This window comes from Micromonospora sp. NPDC049171 (genome assembly GCF_040648275.1).
GTDB lineage: Bacteria > Actinomycetota > Actinomycetes > Mycobacteriales > Micromonosporaceae > Micromonospora.
Window position 1 is genome coordinate 18,011 of the sequence record NZ_JBEZDJ010000004.1, and the last position, 25,317, is coordinate 43,327.

Here is a 25,317-nt window from a genome sequence, read left to right on the forward strand (position 1 = left end):
CGAGTTCTCCGTACGAGCCGGCATTTTCCCCCCAGACCGGGCGAGGCCCGTGACCCCCGTCGTGGAAATGCTCCGCCGCTGTAACTTATCGCCACTCTCGGCACACGGTAGCCTCAGCGGGGGCGACCAAGGAGCGCGCGGTGAGTGAAACAGGGCAACCCGGAGCCGCCACCCCGGGAGAGCACGGTGACGGAGCGGGTCAGCACGACGACCCGGGCCGTCCCGTCAGCGGGTGGGCGCCCCCGGCGGGTGGGTGGCCCCGAGCCGCCGATCGCGAGGATGCCCGAGACGAGGCGCCGCGCTGGCAACCCGACCCCACGTCCGGTTGGCGCACCTCCTCCAGTCGACACGGCGACCTGCCGTCGCCCCTGGTCGGGCAGCCGGGTGACCTCGCTCCGCCGGCCCGCGCCAACGGCCACCACGCCAACGGCGTGCATCACCCGGACGACGCCAACGGCGTGCGCCACCCGGACGACGCCAACGGCGTGCGCCACCCGGACGACGCCAACGGCGTCCGCCATCCCGGCCTCGAACCATCCGCAGGGCACCCCACGCCGGTGAGCGCCCCGCCCGGGCTGCCCGCGGAGGGTCGGCCCGGGGTGCCCGAGGATCGGCTGGTGGTGCCCGCCCAACGCCCCGCGCCCGCGCTGGAGCAGGGGGCCGGCGAGCTCGACACGGGCCCCGCCACCCGCTCCACCGTGGATCCGGCCACCCACCGTGCCCGCTGGGCCGAGCCCGGCCTGCCCACCTCGGCGCCGCCGGCCGTCCAGGTGCCGCCCGTCGGCACCGCCGCGTCGGGTTTCGAGGTGCCGCCCGGCTTCCGCGCACCCACCACCGAGCGGCTGGCCGCCGACGACCCGGTCGCGCCACGCGACTGGCGGGACCCGCTCCCACCGGAGCAGGCGCCAGCACCGGGCCGCACGTCCGGGCCGGCCGGGCACGCCGACGCGACCGATCCAGGCCGCGCCGGGGACAGCTCCCGGCCAGCGGAAACGCAGCGCGCCGGGGAATCGTCGACCATCGAGCCGGACTGGTCGGGGCCGAACTGGAACCGCCCGAGCTCAGGTGGCGGGTGGGCTCCGCCCTGGTCCCGCCAGGACGACGAGCCGGCTGCCCCCGCTGCCCGGGACGAGTCCACGCCGGATTGGGTCGCCGAGCCCCACCGGCCGTACGAGCCGGTGCGCGCCGAGTCGCCTCGCCCGTACGAGCCGGTGCGTGCCGATCGGCCCCGCGGGTACGACCCGGTCCGGGGTGGGTCCGGGTCCGATGCCACGCCGGTGCGCCCCACCAATCCGATCAGCTCGCCGCCGTCCGATCGCCCGTCCTGGGTCGCGCCGGCCGCCGTTCCGCCCGCCGACCCGTCCCCTACCAGCGGGCCGCCGGTGTCCTCGGCAGGCATGACACCGCCGGTCGCCGAGCGCCCCTCCTGGGCCAGCGGCCCCACGCCGACCAGCGGCCCGCCGGCTGACCGCCCCTCCTGGGCCGGGTCCGAGGCAACCGGGGCACCCCGAGCCGACCGCCCGTCCTGGGCCGGCGGGTCCGACCCCGGGCCCACGAGCGTCCCTCCGGTGCGGCCGTCCTGGGCCGGGGAATCCGACCCGGCCAACGCGCCGGCACGACCGTCGTGGGCCGCCGGGTCCGAGGCGGCGACCAACATTCCGTCGGTACGGCCGTCGTGGGCTGGCGGGTCCGACCCCGAGCCCGCCAGCGCGCCGCCAGCGCGGCCGTCCTGGGCCGGCGGGTCCGATCCGACGCCGACGAGCGTCCCGCCGGCACGACCGTCCTGGGCCGGCGGGTCCGAGGCGGCGACCAACACTCCGTCGGTACGACCATCGTGGGCTGGCGGGTCCGACCCCGAGCCCACCAGTGCGCCGCCAGCGCGCTCGTCCTGGGGTAGTGGGTCCGACCCCGAGTCCAGCGCAGCGCCGCCAGCGCGGTCGTCCTGGGCCGGTGGGTCCGACGCCGAGCCCGCCGGCGCGCCGCCGGCGCGGTCGTCCTGGGCTGTCGGGTCCGATCCGACGCCGACGATCGTCCCTCCGGTGCTGCCGACCTGGGCCGGCGGGCCCGACCCGACACCGACGAGCGCACCGCCGACGCGGCCCTCCTGGGTCTCCGGCGCCGCCCCGACCGACCCGCCACCCCCGGCACCGGCCGGGTCGACTCCCACGCTGTCTGACGCGCCCCCGGCCCCGGCGGGCCCCCCGCCCCTGGTAGCGGAGCGCCCCTCCTGGGCCGGCGGTTCGCCGACGGCGAGCGGCCCACGGGCCGAGCGGCCGGACTGGTCCGAGGGCCGGATCCCGCCCGCGCCCGCCGAGCGCCCCTCCTGGCCGGCCAGCCAGTCCAGCGGCACTGGCGGCGGCGCCGCGGGCGAGCCGTCCGGGCTGCCCCGGCCCGAGATCCGGCCGGCCGCACCGTTCCGGCTCCGACCGGCGACACCCGAACCTCCCCTCGCACCACCCCGCTCGACCGCGCCATCATCCGCCGACGCCGCGTCGTCCCCCACCGCGGCGGTCCCGCCCTCCGCCTTGAGTGGGTCCGGGCGTCGGGATCGGCCCGCAGGCGCTTCCACCTCGCCCTACGCGGCTCGCCGATCCGCCCCCGACCCGACGTCGTCGACCGAGCCGGCCGACGACGGCCGACAACCAGACCCGAGGGCGGCGGTGCTGCCGCAGCGCGTCCCCGCGGAACCGGACGTGCCCGTCGTGCCGGAGCCGCCAGCCGTGGAGCCACCCGCCGAAACCCCGGAACTCGCCCGTATCGCCACCCACCTGCGCCGTGACGACGAACCAGCCCCGCTGCGGGAGCGCCCCGAGGGGTTCGACGTCAACGCCATCCTGGACGCCGTTCGGGAGGTCGCCGGTGTCCGCGACGCGGCGCTCCGCCGCACCCCGGCAGGGGCACACAGTCTGCGACTGGACCTGGCCGACGGCGCCGACCCGGCCGAGGTGAGCCGACAGGTGGCCCGGCTGCTCCAGGAGCGGATGGGGTTGGCCGCCGCCCCGCAGAACGTGCCCGGCCTGCCCACCACGCCACCCCCGCCGGTTCGCCGACGCCTGGCCGAGCCCCGACCCGCCGAGCGGCGTACGGCGGAGCCCCTGGGCGCAGCCCTCCGCGACGCCGGTCCGGATCCACGCGCCGCCGACGTCCGGGCAACCGAGCCGACGGCACCCGCCCATCCGGCGGGTGCCCCGGTGGAGGCCACACCGGCCGGCTCGGAGCAGTCGACCGGCACGGACACCACACGCCGCCGCCGACCGAACGCGCCACACCGGGGTCGCGCCACGGTCGAGGAACCGGGATCGGTCTCGGCCGCACCGGCCGGTGCCGCGACCGGCAGCCCGGCGACGCTCGGTACGTCGTACTCCGGTGGTCAGGTGACCACGACGGAGTCGGCGCCGTCCCGACCGCTGGACACCGGCGGCACGCCGGGGCCGCGGGTGGTGATCGACCACGTGCAGGTGAGCACCTTCGGCCTGGACGCGAACGTGGAGGTCCGGCTGCTGGCCGACGGCGACAGTGCCTCCGGGTACGCGACCGGGCCGGCGGTGGACGGCTACGTGCTGCGGCTCTGCGCGGTGGCGGCGGCCGCCGCGGTGGACGAGTTGCTGCGCGACGCCGACAACGCCGAACGCGGGCGCTGTTTCGTCGAGCACGCCGCGGTGGTGCCCTTCGGCAACTGCGAGGTGGCCACCGTGGTGGTGCTGCTCGTCTGCGCCGGCTGGGTCGAGCAGCTCGCCGGCTCGGCTCTGGTCGCCGGTGATCCACGGCAGGCGGTGGTCCGGGCGACGCTGGCGGCGGTGAACCGTCGGCTGGAGGCCCTGCTGTCCTGAGTGGAACGGGGCAGACTGGAACGATGAGAAGCGCCACCCTCTGGCCGGACCACCTGCTCCCCGACCACCAGGTCCCGCCGCCGTGGCCGGGCCGGGAGGTCCGCCTCGACGGCCTGGTCACGTACGTGCGGGACACCCCGGCCACCGCCGCGGGTGCGGAACCGGCGTTGTATGTGCACGGTTTGGGCGGGTCGTCCCAGAACTGGACCGACCTGGCCGGGCTGCTCGCCGACCGGCTGGACGGTCAGGCCATCGACCTGCCCGGCTTCGGTCGTAGCGAGCCGGGTCCCCGTTACACCATTCCGGCCTTCGCGGATCTGGTCGTCCGCTGGATCGAGCACACCGGCCGGGGCCCGGTGCACCTGTTCGGCAACTCGCTGGGCGGCGCGGTCGCGGTCCAGGTCGCCGGGCTCCGGCCGGACCTGGTCCGTACCCTCACCCTGATCTCGCCGGCCCTGCCGTTTCTCGACTTCCGCCGCTCGTTGCAGGGGCGGATGCTGCCGGTGCTCGCCATTCCGCGCGGCGAGCGGCTGGTCGCCCGGCACCTCACCCAACTCGCTCCCGAGGTGATGGCCCAGCAGGTGCTGGAGGCCTGCGTCGCGGATCTGAGCCGGATCTGCGACCAGCGCCGGGCTGAGGCACTGGAGGAGATCCGGGTGCGGTACGAGGCGGAGCACTACGCCGCCGCGTACGTCCGGACGTTCCGTGGACTGGTCTCCAGCTTCCTGCGGGCGTACCTGCCGGGGCCGGGGTCGCTGTGGCGACTCGCCGAGGCGGTACGCGCACCGACCCTGGTGGTGGGCGGCCGGCAGGATCGTCTTGTCGACGTGCGGGTCGCGCCGCAGACCGCCCGGGTCATCCCGGACAGCCGGTTGATGATGCTCGACGGCGTCGGGCATGTGGCGCAGTTGGAGGTCCCCCGCCTGGTTGCCCGGGCGGTGGTCGGTCTGCTCGCCGAAACGGGGGACACCACCGGACGGCCCGATCTGGCAGGCTGAGGTGGATGCCCAGCTCAGCCCGCTCCTCCGCACGCCGTCGGCGACGGTTCGCGCTGCTCGCCCAACTGGTGGCGGTGGTGGTGGCGATCGGCGCGGCGGTGACCGTGATCGCCGAGGGGCCGGGTGGGAAGCCCGCTGCCGACTGGTTGGCCGCCGACGAGGTCGCCACGCCGGCACCGCTGGTCGCCGCGCCGCTGCCGCCGTCGGGCGGCCCGTCGCCCTCCGCCGCGTCCCCGTCCCCGTCCCCGGTGCTGCGGGCGCCCGGGCCGGTGCCGAGCGCCGGTGCCGGCACATTCGGCTACGACGCCCGTTCCGGCCCGGTGCTGGGTCGCGCGGGTGAGCTGCGGCGTTACCGGGTCGCGGTGGAGTCGGGCAGCAACGAGGTCGTCGCGGACTTCGCGCAGGCGGTCCAGGTGGCGCTCGCCGGGCCGGGCAGTTGGGTGGACAGCGGCAGCCTGCGGCTGCAACAGGTGCCGGGGGGCGCGCCGCGCGACTTCACCGTCTACCTGGCCACCGCCCGCACGGCGGGTCAGATGTGCGCCAGGGGCGGCGTGGACATCCGGGTCGACGGTCGGCCGTACACGTCCTGCCGCGCGCCCGGTCAGGTGATCATCAACCTGGATCGGTGGCGGCTGTCCGTGCCGCACCTCGTCTCGGCCCGCGTGCCGCTGGAGGTCTACCGGACGTACGTGGTCAACCACGAGGTGGGTCACCAACTCGGGCACCGGCACGAGCGCTGCCCGGGTGCGGGCCGGCCAGCGCCGGTGATGATGCAGCAGACGCTCTTCCTCAACGGGTGCCGGGTCAACCCCTGGCCGTACCTGGACGGGCGCCGCTACGCCGGTCCGGCCCTCTGAGCGAGCGGCCGGCCGACGTACACCATCAGGCGTCTTGCGTGAATAGCGGCAAAAACGGAGATATGCCCGAATAATCTGGCAGGCTCGACATCATGACGCCGTCGTCCCCTTACGGCCCGCCCTTGCCGCCGCCCGACCGGCCGGCGTACGAGGGTGCGCGTCCCACGCTCGTCCGGATGCACCGGCGACGTCGCCGCACCCTGCTGCTCGGCCTGCTCGTGCTCGCCGTCGGCATCGGCGTGACACTGAACCGGGGCGGTGACCCGTCAGCCGAGCCTCCCGTCGCCATCACCCAGGGCGAGATGGGCCACGGCGGTGGAGGGCTCGCGCACCCCACGCCCAGCAGCTACCCCTCCGTCGGAGCGGGACGCTTCACGGTGGCCGACGGTGAGACGACCGTGCGGGGTACGGACGGGCCGCTGCGTCGCTACCGGGTGGTGGTCGAGCGTGGCGCCGGCCAGGACGCCGACGCGTTCGCCGCCAAGGTGGACGAGGTGCTGACCGACAAGCGCAGTTGGATCGCCTCCGACGAACTGCGGGTGCAACGGGTGGCCGACGCCGGGGCGGCGGACTTCACCATCTACCTCGCCACCCCGGTCACGTCCGAGCGGATGTGCGCCGAGGGCGGGTTGACCACCGAGCGCTACACCTCCTGCCGCCTGCCCGGCCGGGTCATCATCAACCTGGCCCGCTGGATGGAGGCGGTCCCCGACTACGGTGCCCCGCTGGACACCTACCGCACCTACGTGATCAACCACGAGGTGGGCCACGAGTTCGGCGAGGAACACGAGGCCTGCCCCGGCCCGGGGGAGCCCGCCCCGGTGATGCAACAGCAGACGTACGGCCTGCACGGCTGCGTCGCCAACGCCTGGCCGTACGTCGACGGACGTCGCTACGCGGGTGACATCGTCCCCTGATCGGCGGGGTCGTCGGTTATTCCCGCTCCCGCATCGCGGACCAGTGTCGTCCCTCATGGCCGAGCGGGGCTCCCCCGAGCAACAATGGCGCGGTTCACACCGCCGATCCCGGGGAGTCCACCGTGTCGTTGCCCCCGCTCGTCGAGCCCGCCGCCGAGCTGACAGTTGACGAGATCCGCCGCTACTCACGCCACCTGATCATCCCGGATGTCGGGGTGACCGGGCAGAAGCGGCTGAAAAACGCCCGGGTGCTCTGCGTCGGCGCTGGTGGCCTCGGCTCGCCCGCCCTCATGTATCTTGCCGCGGCCGGTGTCGGCACGCTCGGCATCATCGACTTCGACACCGTCGACGAGTCCAACCTCCAGCGTCAGATCATCCACGGCGTGTCCGACATCGGCCGGTCCAAGGCCGAGTCCGCCGCCGCGTCGATCCGCGAGATCAACCCCCTGGTCCAGGTGGAGATCCACAACACCGCACTCGACCGCGAGAACGTCAAGGAGATCTTCGCCCAGTACGACCTGATCGTCGACGGCACCGACAACTTCGCCACCCGCTACATGGTCAACGACGCGGCGGTGCTGCTCGGCAAGCCGTACGTCTGGGGCTCGATCTACCGTTTCGACGGCCAGGCGTCGGTGTTCTGGGCCGAGCACGGCCCCTGCTACCGCTGCCTCTACCCGGAGCCGCCGCCGCCCGGCATGGTCCCGTCCTGCGCCGAGGGCGGCGTGCTCGGCGTGCTCTGCGCCTCGATCGGCTCCATCCAGGTGAACGAGGCGATCAAACTGCTGACCGGCATCGGTGAGCCGCTGGTCGGCCGGCTGATGGTCTACGACGCCCTGGAGATGGAATACCGCAAGATCAAGGTCCGGAAGGACCCGAACTGCGCGCTCTGCGGCGACAACCCGACGGTCACCGACCTGCTGGAAGACTACGAGGACTTCTGCGGCGCGGTCTCCGAGGAGGCCCAGGAGGCGACGCTCGACTCGACCATCACCGCACTGGAGCTCAAGGAATGGCAGGACGCCGGCAAGGGCATCTTCCTGGTCGACGTCCGGGAGCCGGCCGAGTACGAGATCGTCCGCATCCCCGGTTCCACGCTGATCCCCAAGGGCGACATCATCTCCGGCGAGGCGCTGGCGAAGCTGCCGCAGGACAGGCAGATCGTGCTGCACTGCAAGTCCGGCGTCCGCTCGGCGGAGGCGCTCGCCGCCCTCAAGGCGGCCGGCTTCAAGGATGCCGTGCACGTACAGGGCGGCGTGCTCTCCTGGATCAAGCAGATCGACCCGTCGCTGCCCGCGTACTGACCGACGTCCGCCGGGGCGGCGCACACCGCGCCGCCTCGGCGGACCGGCGTGCCGCGCCGGCTCGGCCGGGCCCGCGCCCCTCCCCGGGCAGCCGGCGAATCGACGCGGGTGAGGCCGAGTAGCCCGCTGACCGGAGCGACGCAGTCACTCCGGGCTGGCCGATTCTCCGAGGCGGCATCGCGTCTGCGCAGGTAGCGTCTCCGTCGTGGTCGACATGGAAGCCGCGATCGGGTTCGTCGTGGCGCACGGAGACGCGGTGGAGCGCGCCCGCCTCTCCTGGCTCCGCAACGGCACGGCCGTGCCCGTCGAGCTGCTGGAGATCGCCGAGGTCGGCCAGTCACCCGACGGCGGCTGGCCGGCCACCTGGGGCGGCGAAGTCGCCTCGATCGATGCCACCTGCTTCCGGCTCGCCGAGCTGGACGACCTGGGCGCGCTCGGTCGTCCGGCCGCTCGCCGCGCACTGGACTGGTTGGCGTCCCGGCAGCAGGCCGACGGTGGCTGGGACGAGGACGCGTCGCTTGCCCACTCGGCTCCGGAGTGGGCTCGGCCCGGCGATCCGGAGGCTGGCTTCCTCCAGTCGGCCAACGCCGGTTTCTGGCTCACCGTCGCCGGTCTGGACGCCCGCGCCTCGGGTCCCCTCGACCATCGGGTCGGCGGGGCGTACGCCGGGGTGGTGCAGGCGGCGGCCCACTCGCTCGTCGTGCGGCTGCGGCCGGACGGTAGTTGGCCGTCGTTCCTGGCCGCCGGCTGGCTGAGCGCGGCGGTGCTGCACCGGCAGGACATGTTCCAGGAGTCGGCGCGGATCCAGGTGGTGCTCGCCGAACGGATGCCGAAGATGTCCCCGGGCAACGTGGCGTGGCTGGCGGCCACTCTGCGCCGCGCCGGCATCGACGCACAGGACTGGATCCTGGTGCGGGCGTTACGCCGGCTGACCGAGACGCAACGCACCGACGGCGGCTGGGAGAGCGACGACGGCCACCAGTTCGACGTACACGCCACGCTGTCCGTGATCCGCGCCGCCCGCCCCACCCCACAAGCCTGACCAACCCCCGCGGGGCGGGTTCAGCGTAGGTGGCCCTCTCCGGTTACGACGTACTTGGTGCTGGTCAGCTCGGGTAGGCCCATCGGGCCTCGGGCGTGCAGTTTCTGGGTGGAGATGCCGATCTCCGCGCCGAACCCGAACTCGCCCCCGTCGGTGAAGCGGGTCGAGGCGTTCACCATCACCGCGGCCGAGTCCACCCGCGCGACGAATTCGCGGGCCGCGCTCGCGGAGTCGGTGAGGATGGCCTCGGTGTGTCCGGTGCCGAAGCGGCGGATGTGCGCGACTGCCGCGTCCAGCGAGTCGACCACCGCGACCGAGATGTCGGCGGACAGGTATTCGGTGGCGTAGTCCTCCTCGGTGGCCGGGACCACGGCGGTGGAGTACGCGGCGACCTCGGGGGAGCCGTGCACGGTCACCCCGGCCTCGGCGAACGCGGCGAGCATCGGCGGCAGGAACGCGTCGGCGACGCCCGCGTGCACCAGCAGCGACTCGGCGGTGTTGCAGGTGGACAGGCGCTGGGTCTTGGCGTTCAGCGTCACCGCGAGGGCCTTCGCCACATCCGCGGCGGCGTCCACGTAGACGTGGCAGTTGCCCACCCCGGTCTCGATCACCGGGACTGTCGACTCCTCGACCACGGTGCGGATCAGGGACGCGCCGCCGCGCGGGATGAGCACGTCGACGAGCCCGCGGGCGCGCATCAGCTCCTTGACCGAGTCGCGGGAGCTGGCGTCGAGCAGTTGCACCGCGTCGGCGGGGAGCCCGGCGTCGGCGATCGCGTCGCGCAGCACCGCGACCAGCGCCGCGTTGGAGTGCGCGGCCGAGGACGACCCGCGCAGCAGCGCCGCGTTGCCGGACTTCAGGCAGATCCCGGCGGCGTCCACCGTCACGTTCGGCCGCGCCTCGTAGATGATGCCGACCACCCCGAACGGCACCCGGATCTGGCGCAACTCCAGCCCGTTGGGCAGGGTGGAGCCGCGGACCACCTCGCCGACCGGGTCGGGCAGCGCGGCCATCTGCCGCAGCGCGTCGGCGATGCCGGCCACCCGAGCCGCGTCGAGGGCGAGCCGGTCCAGCACGGCCGCGCTCAGCCCGGCCTCCCGGCCGCCCGCCAGGTCCGTCTCGTTCGCGGCCAGGATCTCCGGGGTACGCGTCACCAGCGCATCGGCCATCGCCGCCAGCGCGGCGTCCTTCGCCGTGCGGGTGGCGGTGGCCAGGTCGGCGGCGGCGTCCCGGGCCCGTCGGGCCTGCTCGCTCACGCTCATGCCGGCACTCCGCTGCGCCCCGGGCCGCCCGCGGGCACCGCTGCCCCGAGTTGATGGTTCGCTCGCTGGCGCTCACTCATGGATCGCTCCTCACAGCAGGACGAGGTCGTCGCGGTGGACGACCTCTCGTTCGTACGCCGGGCCCAGGGCGGCGGCGAGTTCGGAGGTGGACCGGCCGAGCAGCCCCGGCAACTCCACCGCGTCGTAGTTGACAAGCCCGCGGGCGACCGACGCACCGGCGTTGTCGACCAGGTCCACCGGGTCGCCCGCCGTGAAGGTGCCGTCGACGGCGGTGATGCCGGCCGGCAGCAGCGACTTGCGCCGCCCGACGACGGCGGCCACCGCGCCCGGGTCGAGGTGCAGCCGCCCCCGGGGCGAGGTGGCGTGCGCCAGCCAGAACAGCCGGGCGGTCGGGCGTTGCCGCTGCGGATGGAACAGGGTGCCGACCGGGTCGCCGGCCAGCGCCCGGGTGGCCAGGTCGGCGGCGGTGAGCACCACCGGGATGCCGAAGCCGGTGGCGATCCGGGCGGCCTCGACCTTGGTCACCATGCCGCCGGTGCCGACGCCGGAGCGGCCGGCCCCGCCGATGGTGATCCCGGTGAGGTCCGCGTCGTCGCGGACCTCGGTGATCCGGGTCGAGTGTGGGTTGGCCGGGTCGCCGGTCCAGAGGGCGTCCACGTCGGAGAGGAGCACCAGCAGGTCGGCGTGCACCAGCGCGGCCACCAGGGCGGCCAGCCGGTCGTTGTCGCCGAACCGGATCTCCTGGGTGGCGACCGTGTCGTTCTCGTTGACGATCGGCACCGCACCCAGGTCGAGCAGCTTGCGCAGCGTCCGGTACGCGTTGCGGTAGTGCGCCCGTCGGGTCACGTCGTCGACGGTGAGCAGCACCTGCCCGACGGTGCGGCCGTGCCGGGCGAAGCTGGCCGCGTACCGGCCGATCAGGAGGCCCTGCCCGACGCTGGCGGCGGCCTGCTGGGTGGCCAGGTCGCGCGGACGTCGGGGCAGCCCGAGTGGGGCGAGGCCGGCGGCGATCGCGCCGGAGGAGACCAACACCACCTCGCGTCCCTCGCTTGCCAACCGGCCGAGGGTGTCGACGAGCGTGTCGACGCGCTCGTCCGCCAGCCCGCCGGTGGCGGTGGTCAACGAGGAGGATCCGATCTTGACGACGACCCGCCGGGCCGTCGTGACTGCGTCGCGCACCCGCCCATTCTGCGTGGTCACGGCCGCACCGCCCGGCGGCCTTCCCATATGGTGGCGGATTGTGACTCCTGACGAGTACGTCGAGGCGGTGCTCGACCTGGTCGAGCGGATCCCGGAGGGTCGGGTGATGTCCTACGGCGCGGTGGCCGACGCGCTCGCCGAGCGCTCGGGTCGCACCTCCGCGCGGTTGGTGGGCAACATCATGGCCCGCCATGGCGGGTCGGTGCCCTGGCACCGGGTGGTGACCTCCGCCGGTCGGCTGCCGCCGGGGCACGAGCGGGAGGCGCGGGCCCGACTGCGCGCCGAGGGGGCGCCGCTGCGCGGCGAGGGCGTGGACATCGCGGCGGCCGGTTGGTCGCCGCAGGAGCGGCCGTGACCACCAGCGTGGTCGGGCACGCGGTGCCGCCGAGCGACACCGCTCGGCTCGTCGACCTGCGGCCCGTCCCCAGGGCAGGACGGGTGCCCCGCCCCGGCCCGGGACGGGGCACCTCGATGGTGTTCAGAGCCGGATGGGGGACGCCACCACGTTGTCGTCTGGTTTGAGGTCGGGCCACGAGCGGTCCTGGGCGTCGCCGTGCACGACGCGGAAACTCCGGGTGGAGGCGTCGGCACCCGGCTGGCCGGGTACCAGTTGGACGAACGTGTAGCGGCGCGACTCACCAGCCGGCACGCCGGGTAGCAGACACCCTGGTTCGGTCGTGTCCGACAGCCGTCCCGGTTTGCACCGGGCCCAGTCTCCGCCCGTCCGTTCACCGTGCTCGATATTGTGGAACGCCACCTGCGGCGCGTCTACCGGGCCGGCGTTGGTGACCGTGAAGACCGTGGTGAGTTTGCGTCGGGCGTCCGTACCGGGGACGTCGACCAGCTCGTGGGTCATGCTGAGGCTCAGGTTGGTCAGTCGGGGATCCGGGCCGAACTTCGTCGGGCCGTCGGTCTGCTCGAACCGCTGCCCGTCCCATCGGTACGTCCGTACCTGTTCCCGCCGGAGATAACTGGGGACCTCGCAACACGGCACGATGTCGGCCACCGTCACCCGCACCGAACCGGTCGGGGTGATTTCCGCGGCGAGGACGTCGGTGAAGTCGTCGTCGGTCCGGACCACCCTGCCCACCGTGACGATCCGGTCGTCGGAGTTCCGCTCGAAGGCCACCACCTGCTTCGCCGACGCTTCCCCGTACCGGCAGGCGACGACGGCGATGGTCTCGTCGGCGCCGTCGCCGTCGACGTCGCCGTACTCGAACTCGTCGTCGGCCAGCTCCGACACGTAGGTCTGCTTGGTGTTGGTCTTCAGCCGGACGTTCGAGGTGGTGCAGCCGCCCTCTGCCATGCCCGCCGGCCAACTCGGCAGGTCGACAGGTGTGGCGAGCAGTTGCGCCCGACTGATTCGCCCGTCCGGGCCGGTCGGGGCGGTGGCGCTGGGCGTCGGCGACTGCGACGGAGACCCGGGCGGCGTGGGCGTCGGCGGTGCCGGCGTGGACGGGGCCGTCGGTGGGATGGACTCCACCGGCACCGGCGGGGTCCGGTCGGGGTGCAGCGCGGCGTTGATGACGACGGGGGTCACCGCCAGGACGACAGCCGCCGCGACGGCCGCCGCCGTCATCCGTCGGCGTCGGCGCAGGAGCTGCCGGGCCTTGTCGGGACCGGGACCGGCGACCTGGCTGATCACGTCATTGCGGTACGCGCCGAGCCGCTCGCGCAGCAGCGGATCGAGGTCAGACATCGCGTACCCCCTCGGTGTTCTCGTCGAGCAGCGCGGCCAGGGCGGTCCGGCCGCGGTGCAACCACGACTTGACGGTGCCCTCGGCCACCCCCTCCTGCACGGCGATCTGGCTGACCGACAGGTCGGCCAGGTAGTGCAGGATGACCGCGCGGCGATGGTTGGGCGGCAGTTGCGCCAGCGCCGCGTCGATGGCGACCCGGTCGGGTGTCGGCCCGGCCACCTCGGCCTCGGTGCGCCGTTGTCGCAGCAGGTGGTTCCGGGCGGTACGCAGGCGTCGCCAGCGGCTGTTCGCCAGGTTCCAGGCGACCTTGCGGACCCAGGCCACCGGGTCGTCGTAGCGGACCAGGCGGTCCCAGCGGGCCAGTGCTCGGTAGAACGCCTCCTGGGCCAGGTCCTGGGCGTGGCCCAGATCTCCCGTGTACGCCGACAGTTGGGCGGTCACGCTGCCGAAGTGCGCGTGGTAGAAGTCGTCGAAGGTGATCGTCTTCTCGACCGCCGAACCGGCCGTCCGTACCGCCGGTGGCTCATTGGCGCGGGCTCCCATCGTTGACGTCACTGCCCCTCCCCCGTCACCGCCAGGCTGGTCTGCCCTCGGCGCTGGTAACACTCCGAGACTGCGGAGGCGGTTGCGGGCCCCGCTGCCGGCAACCTGACTGTTCGGATGTCCGCGACGGGTCGGCAGGTTGATCACCACAGGAGGGGATGTGACCGACACCGCAACGTGAGTAATATTCGGCCCCATGAAAACGCCGCCGGGCGCCGGCTCGCTGCCTCGACGGGTGCACGCCGGCTATGCGCTCGGCTCCCTGGCCACCGGCGCGTTCGGCACCGTGCCCGGTCTGCTGCTGCTGCCCTACCTGACCGACACGCTCGGTGTGGCAGCCGGGCTGGCCGCCCTGCTGGTGCTGCTCCCCAAGGCGTGGGACGTGCTGGTCAACCCGGTCGCCGGGCGGATCTCCGACCGCACCCGCTCGCCCTGGGGTGCCCGTCGGCCGTACCTGCTCGTCGGCGGCCTCGCGCTCGCCGTCCTGTTCGCGTCGATCTTCGCGGCGCCGTTCGGCAACGGGCCGGCCGCCGCCGCGTACGTGGCGTTCGCCTTCCTGCTCACCGCCACCGCGTTCGCCTTCTTCCAGGTGCCGTACGTGGCGATGCCGGCCGAGCTGACCGACGACTACGCCGAGCGCACCCGGTTGATGACCTGGCGGATCGCGGTGCTGGCGCTGGCCATCCTGGTCTCCGGCGCGATCGCTCCGCTGGTGGTGACCGCCGGTGGCGACGGCGTGGCCGGGCACCGGTGGATGGGGCTGTTCGTGGCGGTGCTGATCGCCCTCGGTGCCCTCGGCGCGTTCCTCGGCACCCGGGCCGCGCCCACCGGTACGGCGGGCGACAGCGAGCCGACCCTGCGCGCCCAACTCGCCGTGGCCGGCGCCAACCGCCCGTTCCGGGCGCTGCTGATCTGCTTCGTGGTGCAGTCCGCCGGGGTGGCGACGATCCTGGCCGGGGTCAACTACTTCGCGGCGCAGATCCTGCGCGACGAGCAGAGCGGGCCGACCCTGCTCTTCGTCTGCTTCGTCGGGCCGGCGCTGCTGGTGATGCCGCTCTGGACGCGGGTCGGTGCCCGGCTGGGCAAGCGCGCCGCGCTGGTGATCGGCTCGCTGCTCCTCGCCGCCGGGGCGCTGGCCCTGGTCGCCGCGCCGGTGCTGCCCCCGGTCGCGGTCTACCTGGTGGTGGCGGTGATCGGCGTCGGGTATGCCGGACAGCAGGTCTTCGCGCTGGCGATGCTGCCGGACTGCATCGCGTACGACACGGCGCGCACCGGTCGACGGCAGGCGGGTGTCTTCACCGGCCTGTGGACCGCCGGGGAGACCCTCGGCCTGGCGCTCGGGCCGGGCATCTACGGGCTGGTGCTGCAGCTCGGCGGCTACGTCTCCTCCGACACCGGCTCGGCAGCCGCCCAGTCCGACACGGCGAGACTTGGTGTCCTCCTCGGCTTCACGCTGATCCCAGCCCTGCTGGTGGCCCCACCCGTCCTCCTCCTGCGCCGCTACACCCTGACCCCCGCCGTCCTGGCCGCCACCCCCCGCCACAGTGGGGTCGATCATGGAGTTGTGGTGGGGGACGAAAGCCGTTGACAGTCACGAGAAGGGCACCATAACTCCATGATCGACGAGAGCAGGGTCTTGCCTCCCGGGATTGCCGCTGACGTCGCGCTCTCCGAGATTCGGCAGTTGCGCGCCGGGGACCGGCCGACCCACGGGGGGCAACTGTTCGCGTACGTCTACGACTCGGCGGTGTCGGGGCTGGACGAGCTGACTGCCGCCGCCCACCGGGAGAGCGCGCACGTCAACGGGCTGGACCCGACCGCCTTCCCCTCACTGCTGGCCATGGAGAACGCGCTCGTCGCCGCCGCCGGCCGCGTGCTCGGCGCCGGCCCGGGCACCACCGCCCCGGACGTCGTCGGCAGCGTCACCAGCGGCGGCACCGAGTCGCTGATCCTCGCCGTCAAGACGGCCCGGGACGCGCACCCGGAGATCACCGCACCCCGGATAGTGGTGCCGTCGACCGCCCACGCCGCGTTCGCCAAGGCGGCGCACTACCTGCGGGTGGCGCTGGACGTCGTGCCGGTGTCCCCGGACACGCTGCGCCCCGACCCGGCCGCGATGGCCGCCGCGATCCGCCCGGAGACGGTGCTTGTCGCGTGCTCCGCGCCGTCGTACGCGCACGGCGTGGTGGACCCGGTCGCCGAGATCGCCGCCGCGGCGGCCGCCGCCGGGGTGCGCTGCCACGTGGACGCCTGCTTCGGCGGCTGGACCCTGCCCTACCTGCGCCGCCTCGGCGAGCCGGTGCCGGCGTTCGACTTCGCCGTCGCTGGGGTCACGTCCATCTCGGTGGACCTGCACAAGTACGCGTACGCGCCGAAGGGGGTGTCGGTGCTGCTGCACCGTGACGCCCGACTGCGCGCCCCGCAGTACTTCGCGTTCGCGGACTGGCCCGGCTACACGATGATCAACCCGGTGATCGCGTCCACCCGGTCGGGCGGGCCGATCGCCGCCGCGTACGCGACAGTGCGACACCTCGGCGACGACGGCTACCTGCGGCTGGCCACCCGTACCCGGGAAGCGGTCGCCGGCCTGGCCGACGCGGTCCGGGCGGTCGACGGGCTGCGGCTGATGGCCGAGCCCGAGTCCACGGTGGTCTGCTTCACCGCCACCGAGGGCGGCCCCGACCTGTTCGTGCTCGTCGACGAGCTGACCGCGCGTGGCTGGCACACCCAACCCCAACTGTCGTACGCCGGGCTGCCGGCCAGCGTGCACCTCACGGTGACCGCCTCGGTCGCGCCCCGGGTGGCCGAGTTCGGGCCGGACCTGGCCGCCGCGGTGACCGCCGCGCGCGCGGCCGGTCCGGTGGCCCTCCCGCCCGAGCTGGTGGCGTTGGCGACGTCGCTGACGCCGGACGCGCTCACGCCGGACCTGGTCGCCGGGCTCGCCGGTGGGCTCGGACTCGGTGGTGGGGACGCGCCGACGCCGGACCGGATGGCGCTGGTGAACACGCTGCTGGACGCCGCTGCGCCGGCGCTGCGGGAACGGCTGCTGGTCGAGTTCGTCGGGCTGCTGCAACGTCCCGCCTGGTGACCCGGAGCCCGGCCGCGTCGTACGCCCCGTGGCGTACGACGCGGCCGGCGACCGTCAGCCGTAGACGATCTTCATCTGCACCAGGTTGTCGGCTCTGCTGACGTCCGGCAGAACGTCACGTTCGCCGTCCATCGGCTGGACCTCCACGTCCGCCTTGTCCGTGCTCACCGTGTCCCCCTTGAACACATGGAAGTCCAGGTCCAGCCGTATCTCCGCCCCGGCGGCGAGCTGACCCAGACCGCAGACGATCGGGTCGATGGTCTCGGGGACACCCGAGCACCTTTCCCACCCGTCGACGTCCGCGCGCACCACCGCGGGCACGCCCAACCGCAGCGCCAGGTTGGCGACCGGGCCCGTGCCCCGGTTGCGGATCCGCACCGTGGCCGTACCCGTCCGGGAACCGTCGTCCGCAACTCTCAGCACGAGGTCGCCGGTGGTGACCGAGACATCCGCCAGATTCGGGTTCGGACCGAAGCTCGTCGGCCCGGAGACCTGGGTGAAAGCACCATCCTTCCAGCGGTAGCCGCGCCACTGCCGTTGTGACCACTTGGCGTTCCAGCCACCCCCGGGAGCGATGTCGCCGACCTGCACCCGGACCGTGCCGTCGTCCACGACGTCGAGTGCGAACAGCCACTGCGGCTTGTCGATGGTGGTCGCGACCACGCGGCCGAGCGTCACGACCTTTCCCGCTTCGTCCCGGTCGAAGGCGACCACCTGCATCGGGCCACCGGTGCCGAGCGCGCACTGCACGAGCGCCACCGTCTCCACCGCCCCGTCCCCGTCGACGTCGCCGTGGTCGAGTGCCACGAGCCAGTTGACGCCCTCGCGGTTCTCGCCGGAGATCCGTACCCCCGACGTCGGGCAGCCGCGCCCGGCCCGCCACGCGGGCAGCGTCACCGACGCGCCGAGCAACTGTGACCTGCTGAATCGCCCATCGGGCGCGCCGGGGGTGGGGCTGCCGCTTGGCGCGGAAGGGCTGAGGGTCGGGCTCTGCGGGCCACTCGGTGTGGGTGCCGGCGAGTTGGTCGGCGTCGGCTCGACCGGACCCGGCCGGTGGTCGGGCCCGTTCATCGCCGCGTACCCGAGGGCCGACCCGCCGAACAGCGCGAGCGCCGTCCCGGTGGTGGCCACCCACCGGCGACGGCCGCGGCCGCGCACCGTCCGCCGGACGGCGGCGGGCCCGGGCACCTCGACCTCCTCCAGCACGGTACGGCGGTAGCGGGCGAACTCTTCGGCCAGGCCAAGGGCCTCCTGCTCAGACATCCCGCACCTCCTCGTTGGTGTCGCGTAGCTGGCTGGCGAGTGCGGCCCGGCCCCGGTGTAGCCAGGACTTGACCGTTCCCTCGGCGACCTGTTCCTGGGCGGCGATCTCCGCGACCGTCAGATCGGCGAGGTAGTGCAGAACGACTGCTCGCCGCTGCTTCGGTGGCAACGTCGCCAACGCGGATTCGAGAGCCACCCGGTCCGGGCTGGGCTCCGGGACATGGGTCTCCCGCTGTCGCAGCAGCCACGTCTGGGCGGTGCGCAGTCGCCGCCAGCGGTTGTGCCCGAGATTCCAGGCGACCTTGCGTACCCAGGCCAGGGGGTCCTCGTATCCGACGATCCGGTCCCAGCGAGCGTACGCCCGGCAGAACGCCTCCTGAACCAGGTCCTGCGCCTGCCCACGGTCACCCGTGTACGCGGTCAGCTGCACCACGAGTCCCCGGAAGTGGGCGTGGTAGAAGTCGTCGAAGACCAGCTCTGCCGACGTGGAGGTGGTGCTTTCCGCTGGGTCCGGTGGGCGTCCACCCACCCGCACGTCTCTCGTCACAAGCACTCGTCCTCCCCGTGGTGGCCACCAGCGGTGCGTTCGCCAGCACCAGTCACACCTGTGGGTGTGACGGCGGGTTGCACGTCGGTTGGCGTCGATTCGTTGTCTGGTCCGGGACACTGGGCCGCGCGCTCGGGCTGGTCACCGCCGGACCGCGAGGACGTCGCCTGTGATTCACTGTCGATGAGGAGAGGGGGCGCTCGTGCAGCTACCGGGAGTGCTCGGTGAGCCGATCCGGTTCGTGCTGAACTGGGGCCGCCGCTACTCGCTCTGGGTGTTCAACTTCGGTCTGGCCTGCTGCGCGATCGAGTTCATCGCCACCAGCATGGGCCGGCACGACTTCATCCGGCTCGGCGTGATCCCGTTCGCCCACGGCCCCCGCCAGGCCGACCTGATGGTGGTGTCCGGCACGGTGACCGACAAGATGGCTCCGGCGATCAAGCGGCTCTACGACCAGATGCCCGAGCCGAAGTACGTCATCTCGTTCGGCGCCTGCTCCAACTGCGGCGGCCCCTACTGGGACTCGTACTCGGTGACCAAGGGCGTCGACCAGCTCATCCCGGTCGACGTCTACGTGCCCGGCTGCCCACCCCGGCCGGAGGCCCTGCTGCACGGCATCCTGCGTCTGCAGGAGAAGATCGCCGCCGAGCAGTCCGGCCTTGGCGGTGTGCCGCAACGGGATCTGCTGGCCGCCCCGCTGGACGCCCCACCTCGCGAGGCCGCCGCCCCGCGCTCCGTCGACTCCCTCACCGCCGCACCGGTACGCCCACCCACCGCGACCTGACGGCGACCCACCGCCACCCGGGAGAATCCGGGCGGAGGTCGGCCGTGCGCTCGCTACCTGTTGGTCGCGCGACAAGTGTGATCTGTCCGAACCCAAGTCTTGTCCTCCCGTGACGGCAGTCGGTGCGGAACGCGCCGGCTACCAGATAGACGTGAGCGAACCCACGGTTTGGTTGCCCTTGCGTGACAGTCAATTCGCCTTGATCCAAAACCCGCGATGCGATACCCCGTCGCCGCTCGGGTCAACCCGTCGGCCGCGGAGGCAAAGCGGTCGTCCGACGTACGGGGTGGCCGGGCAGGGCTAGCCTGCGCATCATGAGCAGCTCAGTGGATCAGCGGTCCGCCCACATCGTCGACGTGCTCACCGAGGAGTTCGGTGCGTCCATGGCGATCGACCCGGCCGCCTTCCGCCGGAAGTTCCGCAAGATGGCGGCCTCGCCGTTCGCCTTCTACCGGGGCAGCGCCGCCCTGTTCTACGCCGACCAACTCGGCGACTTCGCCGACGACCGGTTCCTCGACGAGCGGACCAGCCGGGTGTGGATCCACGGTGACCTGCACGCGGAGAACTTCGGCACCTACATGAACGCGTCCGGGCAACTCGTGTTCAACGTCAACGACTTCGACGAGGCGTACGTCGGGCCGTTCACCTGGGACCTGCGCCGGCTCGCGGCCAGCGTGGCGTTGCTCGGCTACGGCAAGGCCCTCTCCGACACGGCGATCGGGGACCTGGTCGCCGGCTTCGCCCGGTCGTACCTGACCGAGCTGCGGGCCATCGCCGCCGGCGGCGACGACGCGATCGGCTCGATCACCCTGGAGAACGCCGACGGCGTCCTGCGCCGGGTGCTCCAGCAGGCCCGGCTCAACACCCGCGTCGACCTGCTGGCCGCGCAGACCACCATCGACAACTACGAGCGGCGGTTCTCCGTCGGTGACGGGGTCTTCGAGATCGACGACGCCACCCGGGACCGGGTACGCGCCGCCTTCCAGGACTACCTGGGCACCCTGCCGGCCGCCTCGACGCAGCTCCGGCCGGTGGCGGCGCGGATCAAGGACGTCGTGTTGCGCAAGGGCGTGGGCATCGGCTCGGCCGGGCTGCCGTCGTACAACCTGTTGCTGGAGGGGCACACCCAGGCCCTGGAGAACGACGTCGTCATCTACATGAAGCAGGCGCAGGTGCCGGCCGTGGCGCGGTACGTCACCGACGAGTCGGTCCGCGGTTACTTCCAGCACCAGGGGCACCGGACCGCCGAGTCGCAGCGGGCGTTGCAGGCGCACGCCGACCCGTGGCTGGGTTTCACCGAGCTGGACGGGGCAGGGCAGCTCGTCGCCGAGGTGTCCCCGTACGCGGCGGACCTGGACTGGTCGGACGTGAACGAGCCGGACGAGTTGTCCGGAGTGCTCGTCGACCTGGGCCGGGCGGTGGCCCGGATGCACTCGGTCGCCGACGACGAGTCCAGTCACGACCTGGTGGACTACTCCACCGAGGAGGCGATCGTGGCCGCGGTGGACAACGACGAGCCCGGCTTCGTCGCCCACCTGGTGGACTTCGCCCATGCGTACGGGGTGCGCGCCCGGCAGGACCACCAGCTCTTCGTCGACCTGTTCCGCAACGGCCGGCTGCCCGGCATCTGAGCGGGCGGGGCGCCACTCAGGACGCGAACTCCAGCACCACCTTGATGTCGTCCGGCCCGGGGGTGTACGCGTCGGCGTACCGGTTCACCGGCACCCGCCGGGTGATCAGCGACTCGAGCCAGACCTGGTCCGCGCGGGCGAGCGCCTGCGCGGCCATGTTCCAGTGCCGCCGGTTGGCGTTCACCGAGCCGAACACCACGTTGTTCTCCAACACCAGCGCCCGGTTGAGCGCACCGGCGTCGAAGTCGATGCTCCGGCCCCCGCTGGACACCCCGGCCAGGCACACGATCCCGGTCGGGGCCGCCTTGCACATGACGTCGAGGACCACCGTGGGCGCACCCGTGCACTCGATCACCACGTCCGGCTCGAAGGGCAGGTCGTTGACCGGCACCGCGTGGTAGGTGGCACCGAGCCCGGCGACCAGCTCCGGCTTCGGCCCGTCGGTGGCCCGGTCCAGCACGTGCACGGTGAGCCCGCGCTGGGTGCCGAGCAACGCGGCCAGCAGCCCGATCGGCCCGGCCCCGGTCACCAGGACGGTCCGCGGCTGCCACTCGGCCCGGTGCCCGATCCGCTCGATGTGGTCCCAGGCCTTCGCCACCACGCTCGTCGGCTCCAACAGCACGCCGACCTGGGCCAGCGCCGGGTCGAGTTTGACCGCGAACTGGGGCTCGATCCGCCAGCGGTCCCGGGCGAACCCGGGTAGCGCCTTGATGCCGTGCTCGGTGTACCGACCGTTGCGACACATGTCCCACTCGCCGACCGCACAGTTGGGGCAGGGGACCGGGTCGGGATGCCGGACGATCCCGGCCACCAGGTCACCGGGTTGCAGGGTGCCGCTGGCATCCTCGATCACCCGGCCCAGCGACTCGTGCCCGATGACCAGGCGGTCCGCACCCGGCGGCGCCTCGCCGTACGCCCCGGCGATGATCTCGTGATCCGTGCCGCAGATGCCGACGGCCAACGCCTCGACCAGGACTGAGCCCTCCTCGGCAGGTGGCTCCGGCCGATCCTCGACGAGGCTCAGCGAGTTGGCGACCCCGGGTTTCACAGTCACAGCGCGCACGCCCTCATCTTTCCCCTCCAGGGGCTGCGCCGCGCCCAAAGCCGGCAGATCATCTGGCGTCTGCCTCGGTGTCGGCGGCACCGCCGGTCGTCGCCCGGGCCCACCGCAGGCCGGCCAGTTCTTGTGAAACAGGCCCTAAGATCAGCGGCATGACTCCCGAAGAGGTCGGCGCTCGGCTGGTCGCGCTGCTCGCGCCGGTCGCGGTGACCCCGTCGGTCTCCGGCGGGCAACGGTTCGCCCGCGCCACCGTCGACGTGCCGCCGGAGAGCTGGCTGACCGCCGTCCGCGCCGCCCGCGACGACACCGAGCTGGCCTGCGACTTCTTCGACTGGCTCTCCGCTGTCGACGAGTTGACCGACGGCTTCGACGTGGTGGCGCACCTCTGGTCGACGCGACTGCGGCACGGTGTACTGCTGCGCACCAGGCTGCCGCGCGGCGCGCCCACCGTCGCCTCGGTGATCGACATCTATCCGGGTGCCGCCTGGCACGAGCGGGAGACACACGAGATGTTCGGCATCGACTTCGCCGGCCACGGGGAGTTGCTGCCGCTGTTGCTGCCACCGGAGTTCGAGGGCCATCCGCTGCGCAAGGAGTTCGTGCTCGCCTCCCGGGTGGCGAAGCCCTGGCCGGGCGCGAAGGAGCCGGGCGAGTCCGAGGCCGGTGGCGGACGCCGACCGATCCGCCCGCCGGGCGTTCCCGCTCCGGGCGAGTGGGGGACCACACCCACCCCGGCCGGCGCCGGCGGCGTGGGGGAGGGCCCGCGCGGCGGCACCCCGGCCCGACCGGCCGGTGACCGTCCGGCGCGGCCCGCCCCGGGGACCCGTCCGGCGCGTACTCCCCGGTCTGCCGCGGGTGACAACGGTCCGGCCGCACCGGCGCGGCCCGCGCCCGCTGACGGTCCGGCTGCGCCTGCTGACGGCCCGGCCGCACCGGCGCGGCCCGCGCCCGCTGACGGTCCGGCTGCGCCCGTCGACGGTCCGGCTGCGCCCGTCGACGGCCCGGCCGTGCCTGCTGACGGGGGCGGCTCGGCGGACCGGGCGGGGTCGGGTCCGGTCGCGGACCCGTCGGCCCGGGACGGCCGCACCGACGACGACGGGGGTACGGCCTGATGCCGCTCTGGGTGGAGCTGGTGCTGCGGGTGGGTGGCGTGCTTGTCGCGTTCCTCACCCTGCCGTTGCTTGTCGGCCAGGCCGAGCACAAGGTGATGGCGCACATGCAGGGCCGGCTCGGCCCGATGTACGCGGGCGGATTCCACGGCTGGGCCCAGTTGGTCGCGGACGGGGTCAAGTTCGTGCAGAAGGAGGACGTGACCCCGCGCGAGGCCGACCGTGCGGTGTTCCGGCTGGCCCCGGTGGTGGCCCTGGTGCCCTACCTGCTGGTGCTGCTGGTCATCCCGCTCGGCCCGAACGACCTGGTCGGGCAACCGTTGGACATCGGCCTGTTCTTCGTGCTGGCCGTGGTCGGTGTCGGTGTGGTGGCGGTGCTGATGTCGGCGTGGGCGTCGGCCAACAAGTACAGCCTGCTCGGTGGGCTGCGGGGTGCCGCCCAGTTGCTCGGTTACGAGCTGCCGCTGGTGCTGGCCGCCGCGTCGGTGGCGATGGCGGCGGGCACGCTCAGCCTCTCCGGGATCGTCGAGGCGTGGCAGCCGTGGTGGCTGCTCTGGCAGGCACCCGCGATGATCGTCTTCTTCGTCGCCGGGCTGGCTGAGATCCGGCGGCCGCCGTTCGACATGCCGGTGGCCGACTCGGAGCTGGTCTTCGGCTACATGACCGAATACACGGGTCTGCGCTTCGCGTTCTTCCTGTTGGCCGAGTACGTCGGCATCGTGGTGATCGCCGCGCTGACCACCGTGCTGTTCCTCGGTGGGTGGCAGGGCCCGTTCGCCGACGATCAGTTGGGCTGGCTCTGGACGCTGCTCAAGATCTTCGCGGTGTCCTTCGTGATCATCTGGCTGCGGGTGTCCTATCCCCGACTCCGCGAGGACCAGCTCCAGCGCCTCTGCTGGCTGGTGCTGGTGCCGGCCTCCCTGGCACAGCTGGTCCTCACCGCAGCAGTCCGCATCGCCCTGTAACAGCCCCGCCCCGCCCGCCCCGCCCGCCCTCGCCCCGCCTGCTTCGCGTCGATCATGGAGTTGTGGTGCCCGGAATGTAGCAGAAAACACCGACTTGTCACCCACCACAACTCCATGATCGACGGGCTGGGCGAGGGCGGCCCGGTCAGCGCAGCGGGGTGTGGGCCGGGTTTACCGGCTCGGGTGGGGGTGGGGGTGGGGTGCCTTCGCCGAAGGGGCGGCCACCCAGCGCTTCCCTGCCGTGTGGGGTGACCCAGTTGGACAGGTCGGGGCCGAGCGGCACGATCCCGGTCGGGTTGATGTCGCGGTGCACCTCGTAGTAGTGCCGCTTGATGTGATCGAAGTCGATGGTGTCGCCGAAGCCGGGAGTCTGGAACAGGTCCCGGGCGTACGCCCACAGCACCGGCATCTCACTGAGCTTCTGCCGGTTGCACTTGAAGTGGCCGTGGTAGACCGGGTCGAAGCGGACCAGCGTGGTGAACAGCCGCACGTCGGCCTCGGTGATGGTGTCGCCGACCAGGTAACGCTGGTCGGTCAGCCGCTCGGTCAACCAGTCCAGCCGGTCGAAGAGCCGGTGGTACGCCTTGTCGTACGCCTCCTGGTTGCCGGCGAACCCGCACCGGTAGACGCCGTTGTTGACGTCCCGGAAGACCACGTCGTTGACCTCGTCGATCTGCTCCCGCAGGTGCTCGGGGTAGAGCTGCGGGGCGCCCTCGCGGTGGTATGCCCGCCACTGCGTGGACAGGTCCAGACTCATCTGCGCGTAGTCGTTGGTCACCACCTGCCCGGTCGGCACGTCGACGATCGCCGGGACGGTGATGCCGCGCTCGTAGCCGGGGAAGCGCTTGAAGTACGCCTCCTGGATGCGCTCGATGCCGAGCACCGGGTCCCGGCCGTCCGGGTCGAGGTCGAAGGTCCAGCTCCGGGCGTCGTGGGTCGGCCCGGCGATCGCCATCGAGATGGCGTCCTCCAGGCCGAGCAGTCGGCGCACGATGATCAGGCGGTTGGCCCACGGGCAGGCGCGGCTGACCGCCAGCCGGTACCGGCCCGGCTCCACCGGGTAGCCGTCGCGCCCGTCCTCGGTGATCCGGGTGGCGATGTACCGCTGGTCGCGGGTGAACTCGCCGCCCGGCTCGACGTACTTACCGCCTGGTTCCTCGCCCACGTCACCCTCCCGGTCCGGTCAGTGTCTCTAC

At 73.0% G+C, this 25,317-nt stretch carries 19 protein-coding genes and 2 pseudogenes; 13 read left to right on the forward strand and 8 right to left on the reverse strand.

Annotation, left to right across the window (positions count from 1 at the left end; translation table 11 throughout):
- The first annotated feature begins 140 nt into the window (after nt 1-140).
- From AB0B14_RS06380 to AB0B14_RS06405, 6 genes and pseudogenes are all read left to right on the forward strand, one after another.
- Complete coding sequence (locus AB0B14_RS06380) at nt 141-3,830, forward strand: hypothetical protein (protein ID WP_357521685.1); 3,690 nt, start codon at nt 141-143, stop codon at nt 3,828-3,830.
- 23 nt (nt 3,831-3,853) lie between these two features.
- Nucleotides 3,854-4,828, forward strand: coding sequence for an alpha/beta hydrolase (locus tag AB0B14_RS06385; protein WP_357079302.1), 975 nt, complete (start codon nt 3,854-3,856; stop codon nt 4,826-4,828).
- Nucleotides 4,829-4,833: 5 nt separating this feature from the next.
- Nucleotides 4,834-5,685: a DUF3152 domain-containing protein gene (locus AB0B14_RS06390; RefSeq protein WP_357521687.1), complete on the forward strand. Its 852-nt coding sequence runs from the start codon at nt 4,834-4,836 to the stop codon at nt 5,683-5,685.
- Nucleotides 5,686-5,861: 176 nt separating this feature from the next.
- Nucleotides 5,862-6,602: a DUF3152 domain-containing protein gene (locus AB0B14_RS06395; RefSeq protein WP_357079308.1), complete on the forward strand. Its 741-nt coding sequence runs from the start codon at nt 5,862-5,864 to the stop codon at nt 6,600-6,602.
- A gap of 55 nt (nt 6,603-6,657) precedes the next feature.
- Nucleotides 6,658-7,906: pseudogene (moeZ, locus tag AB0B14_RS06400) on the forward strand (adenylyltransferase/sulfurtransferase MoeZ).
- 214 nt (nt 7,907-8,120) lie between these two features.
- On the forward strand, nt 8,121-8,948 hold the full coding sequence (locus AB0B14_RS06405) for a prenyltransferase/squalene oxidase repeat-containing protein (protein WP_357521907.1): 828 nt from the start codon (nt 8,121-8,123) through the stop codon (nt 8,946-8,948).
- 20 nt (nt 8,949-8,968) lie between these two features.
- On the opposite strand, the gene AB0B14_RS06410 is transcribed toward AB0B14_RS06405, so the two are convergent.
- Together AB0B14_RS06410 and proB are read right to left on the reverse strand one after the other, a co-directional pair.
- Nucleotides 8,969-10,210, reverse strand: coding sequence for a glutamate-5-semialdehyde dehydrogenase (locus AB0B14_RS06410; RefSeq protein ID WP_357521689.1), 1,242 nt, complete (start codon nt 10,208-10,210; stop codon nt 8,969-8,971).
- Between the two features lie 90 nt (nt 10,211-10,300).
- The gene (proB, locus tag AB0B14_RS06415; protein WP_357079316.1) at nt 10,301-11,410 is read right to left on the reverse strand and encodes a glutamate 5-kinase; all 1,110 of its coding nucleotides are present in this window, start codon (nt 11,408-11,410) and stop codon (nt 10,301-10,303) included.
- A gap of 61 nt (nt 11,411-11,471) precedes the next feature.
- Here proB and AB0B14_RS06420 point away from each other — a divergent pair, with 61 nt between their 5' ends.
- The gene (locus tag AB0B14_RS06420) at nt 11,472-11,786 is read left to right on the forward strand and encodes an MGMT family protein (RefSeq protein WP_357521691.1); all 315 of its coding nucleotides are present in this window, start codon (nt 11,472-11,474) and stop codon (nt 11,784-11,786) included.
- Nucleotides 11,787-11,909: 123 nt separating this feature from the next.
- On the opposite strand, the gene AB0B14_RS06425 is transcribed toward AB0B14_RS06420, so the two are convergent.
- Both AB0B14_RS06425 and AB0B14_RS06430 read right to left on the reverse strand, forming a co-directional pair.
- Nucleotides 11,910-13,130: a hypothetical protein gene (locus tag AB0B14_RS06425; RefSeq protein WP_357521693.1), complete on the reverse strand. Its 1,221-nt coding sequence runs from the start codon at nt 13,128-13,130 to the stop codon at nt 11,910-11,912.
- The gene (locus AB0B14_RS06430) at nt 13,123-13,686 is read right to left on the reverse strand and encodes a SigE family RNA polymerase sigma factor (RefSeq protein WP_357079324.1); all 564 of its coding nucleotides are present in this window, start codon (nt 13,684-13,686) and stop codon (nt 13,123-13,125) included. The genes AB0B14_RS06425 and AB0B14_RS06430 overlap by 8 nt, the downstream gene beginning before the upstream one ends.
- A gap of 184 nt (nt 13,687-13,870) precedes the next feature.
- Here AB0B14_RS06430 and AB0B14_RS06435 point away from each other — a divergent pair, with 184 nt between their 5' ends.
- Both AB0B14_RS06435 and AB0B14_RS06440 read left to right on the forward strand, forming a co-directional pair.
- On the forward strand, nt 13,871-15,262 hold the full coding sequence (locus AB0B14_RS06435; protein ID WP_357521695.1) for an MFS transporter: 1,392 nt from the start codon (nt 13,871-13,873) through the stop codon (nt 15,260-15,262).
- Nucleotides 15,263-15,289: 27 nt separating this feature from the next.
- The gene (locus AB0B14_RS06440; RefSeq protein ID WP_357521697.1) at nt 15,290-16,762 is read left to right on the forward strand and encodes an aminotransferase class V-fold PLP-dependent enzyme; all 1,473 of its coding nucleotides are present in this window, start codon (nt 15,290-15,292) and stop codon (nt 16,760-16,762) included.
- A gap of 54 nt (nt 16,763-16,816) precedes the next feature.
- On the opposite strand, the gene AB0B14_RS06445 is transcribed toward AB0B14_RS06440, so the two are convergent.
- Together AB0B14_RS06445 and AB0B14_RS06450 are read right to left on the reverse strand one after the other, a co-directional pair.
- On the reverse strand, nt 16,817-18,025 hold the full coding sequence (locus AB0B14_RS06445; protein WP_357521699.1) for a hypothetical protein: 1,209 nt from the start codon (nt 18,023-18,025) through the stop codon (nt 16,817-16,819).
- On the reverse strand, nt 18,018-18,554 hold the full coding sequence (locus AB0B14_RS06450) for a SigE family RNA polymerase sigma factor (RefSeq protein WP_357521909.1): 537 nt from the start codon (nt 18,552-18,554) through the stop codon (nt 18,018-18,020). The genes AB0B14_RS06445 and AB0B14_RS06450 overlap by 8 nt, the downstream gene beginning before the upstream one ends.
- Before the next feature lie 220 nt (nt 18,555-18,774).
- Between AB0B14_RS06450 and AB0B14_RS06455 the strand changes: the two genes are divergently transcribed.
- Complete coding sequence (locus tag AB0B14_RS06455) at nt 18,775-19,356, forward strand: NADH-quinone oxidoreductase subunit B family protein (protein WP_357079336.1); 582 nt, start codon at nt 18,775-18,777, stop codon at nt 19,354-19,356.
- Between the two features lie 314 nt (nt 19,357-19,670).
- A complete protein-coding gene (locus AB0B14_RS06460) occupies nt 19,671-20,987 on the forward strand; it encodes a DUF2252 domain-containing protein (RefSeq protein ID WP_357079339.1) in 1,317 nt (438 codons plus the stop codon).
- Between the two features lie 16 nt (nt 20,988-21,003).
- Here AB0B14_RS06460 and AB0B14_RS06465 read toward each other — a convergent pair whose 3' ends face one another.
- Nucleotides 21,004-22,050, reverse strand: coding sequence for a glucose 1-dehydrogenase (locus AB0B14_RS06465; protein WP_357079341.1), 1,047 nt, complete (start codon nt 22,048-22,050; stop codon nt 21,004-21,006).
- Nucleotides 22,051-22,199: 149 nt separating this feature from the next.
- Here AB0B14_RS06465 and AB0B14_RS06470 point away from each other — a divergent pair.
- Nucleotides 22,200-22,766: pseudogene (locus AB0B14_RS06470) on the forward strand (NADH-quinone oxidoreductase subunit C); the annotation flags it as partial.
- A gap of 392 nt (nt 22,767-23,158) precedes the next feature.
- Complete coding sequence (locus AB0B14_RS06475; RefSeq protein WP_357079344.1) at nt 23,159-24,121, forward strand: complex I subunit 1 family protein; 963 nt, start codon at nt 23,159-23,161, stop codon at nt 24,119-24,121.
- Between the two features lie 145 nt (nt 24,122-24,266).
- Here the strand turns inward: AB0B14_RS06475 and AB0B14_RS06480 are convergent, their stop codons facing one another.
- Nucleotides 24,267-25,286, reverse strand: coding sequence for a glutathione S-transferase C-terminal domain-containing protein (locus AB0B14_RS06480; protein ID WP_357079347.1), 1,020 nt, complete (start codon nt 25,284-25,286; stop codon nt 24,267-24,269).
- Nucleotides 25,287-25,317: the final 31 nt, after the last annotated feature.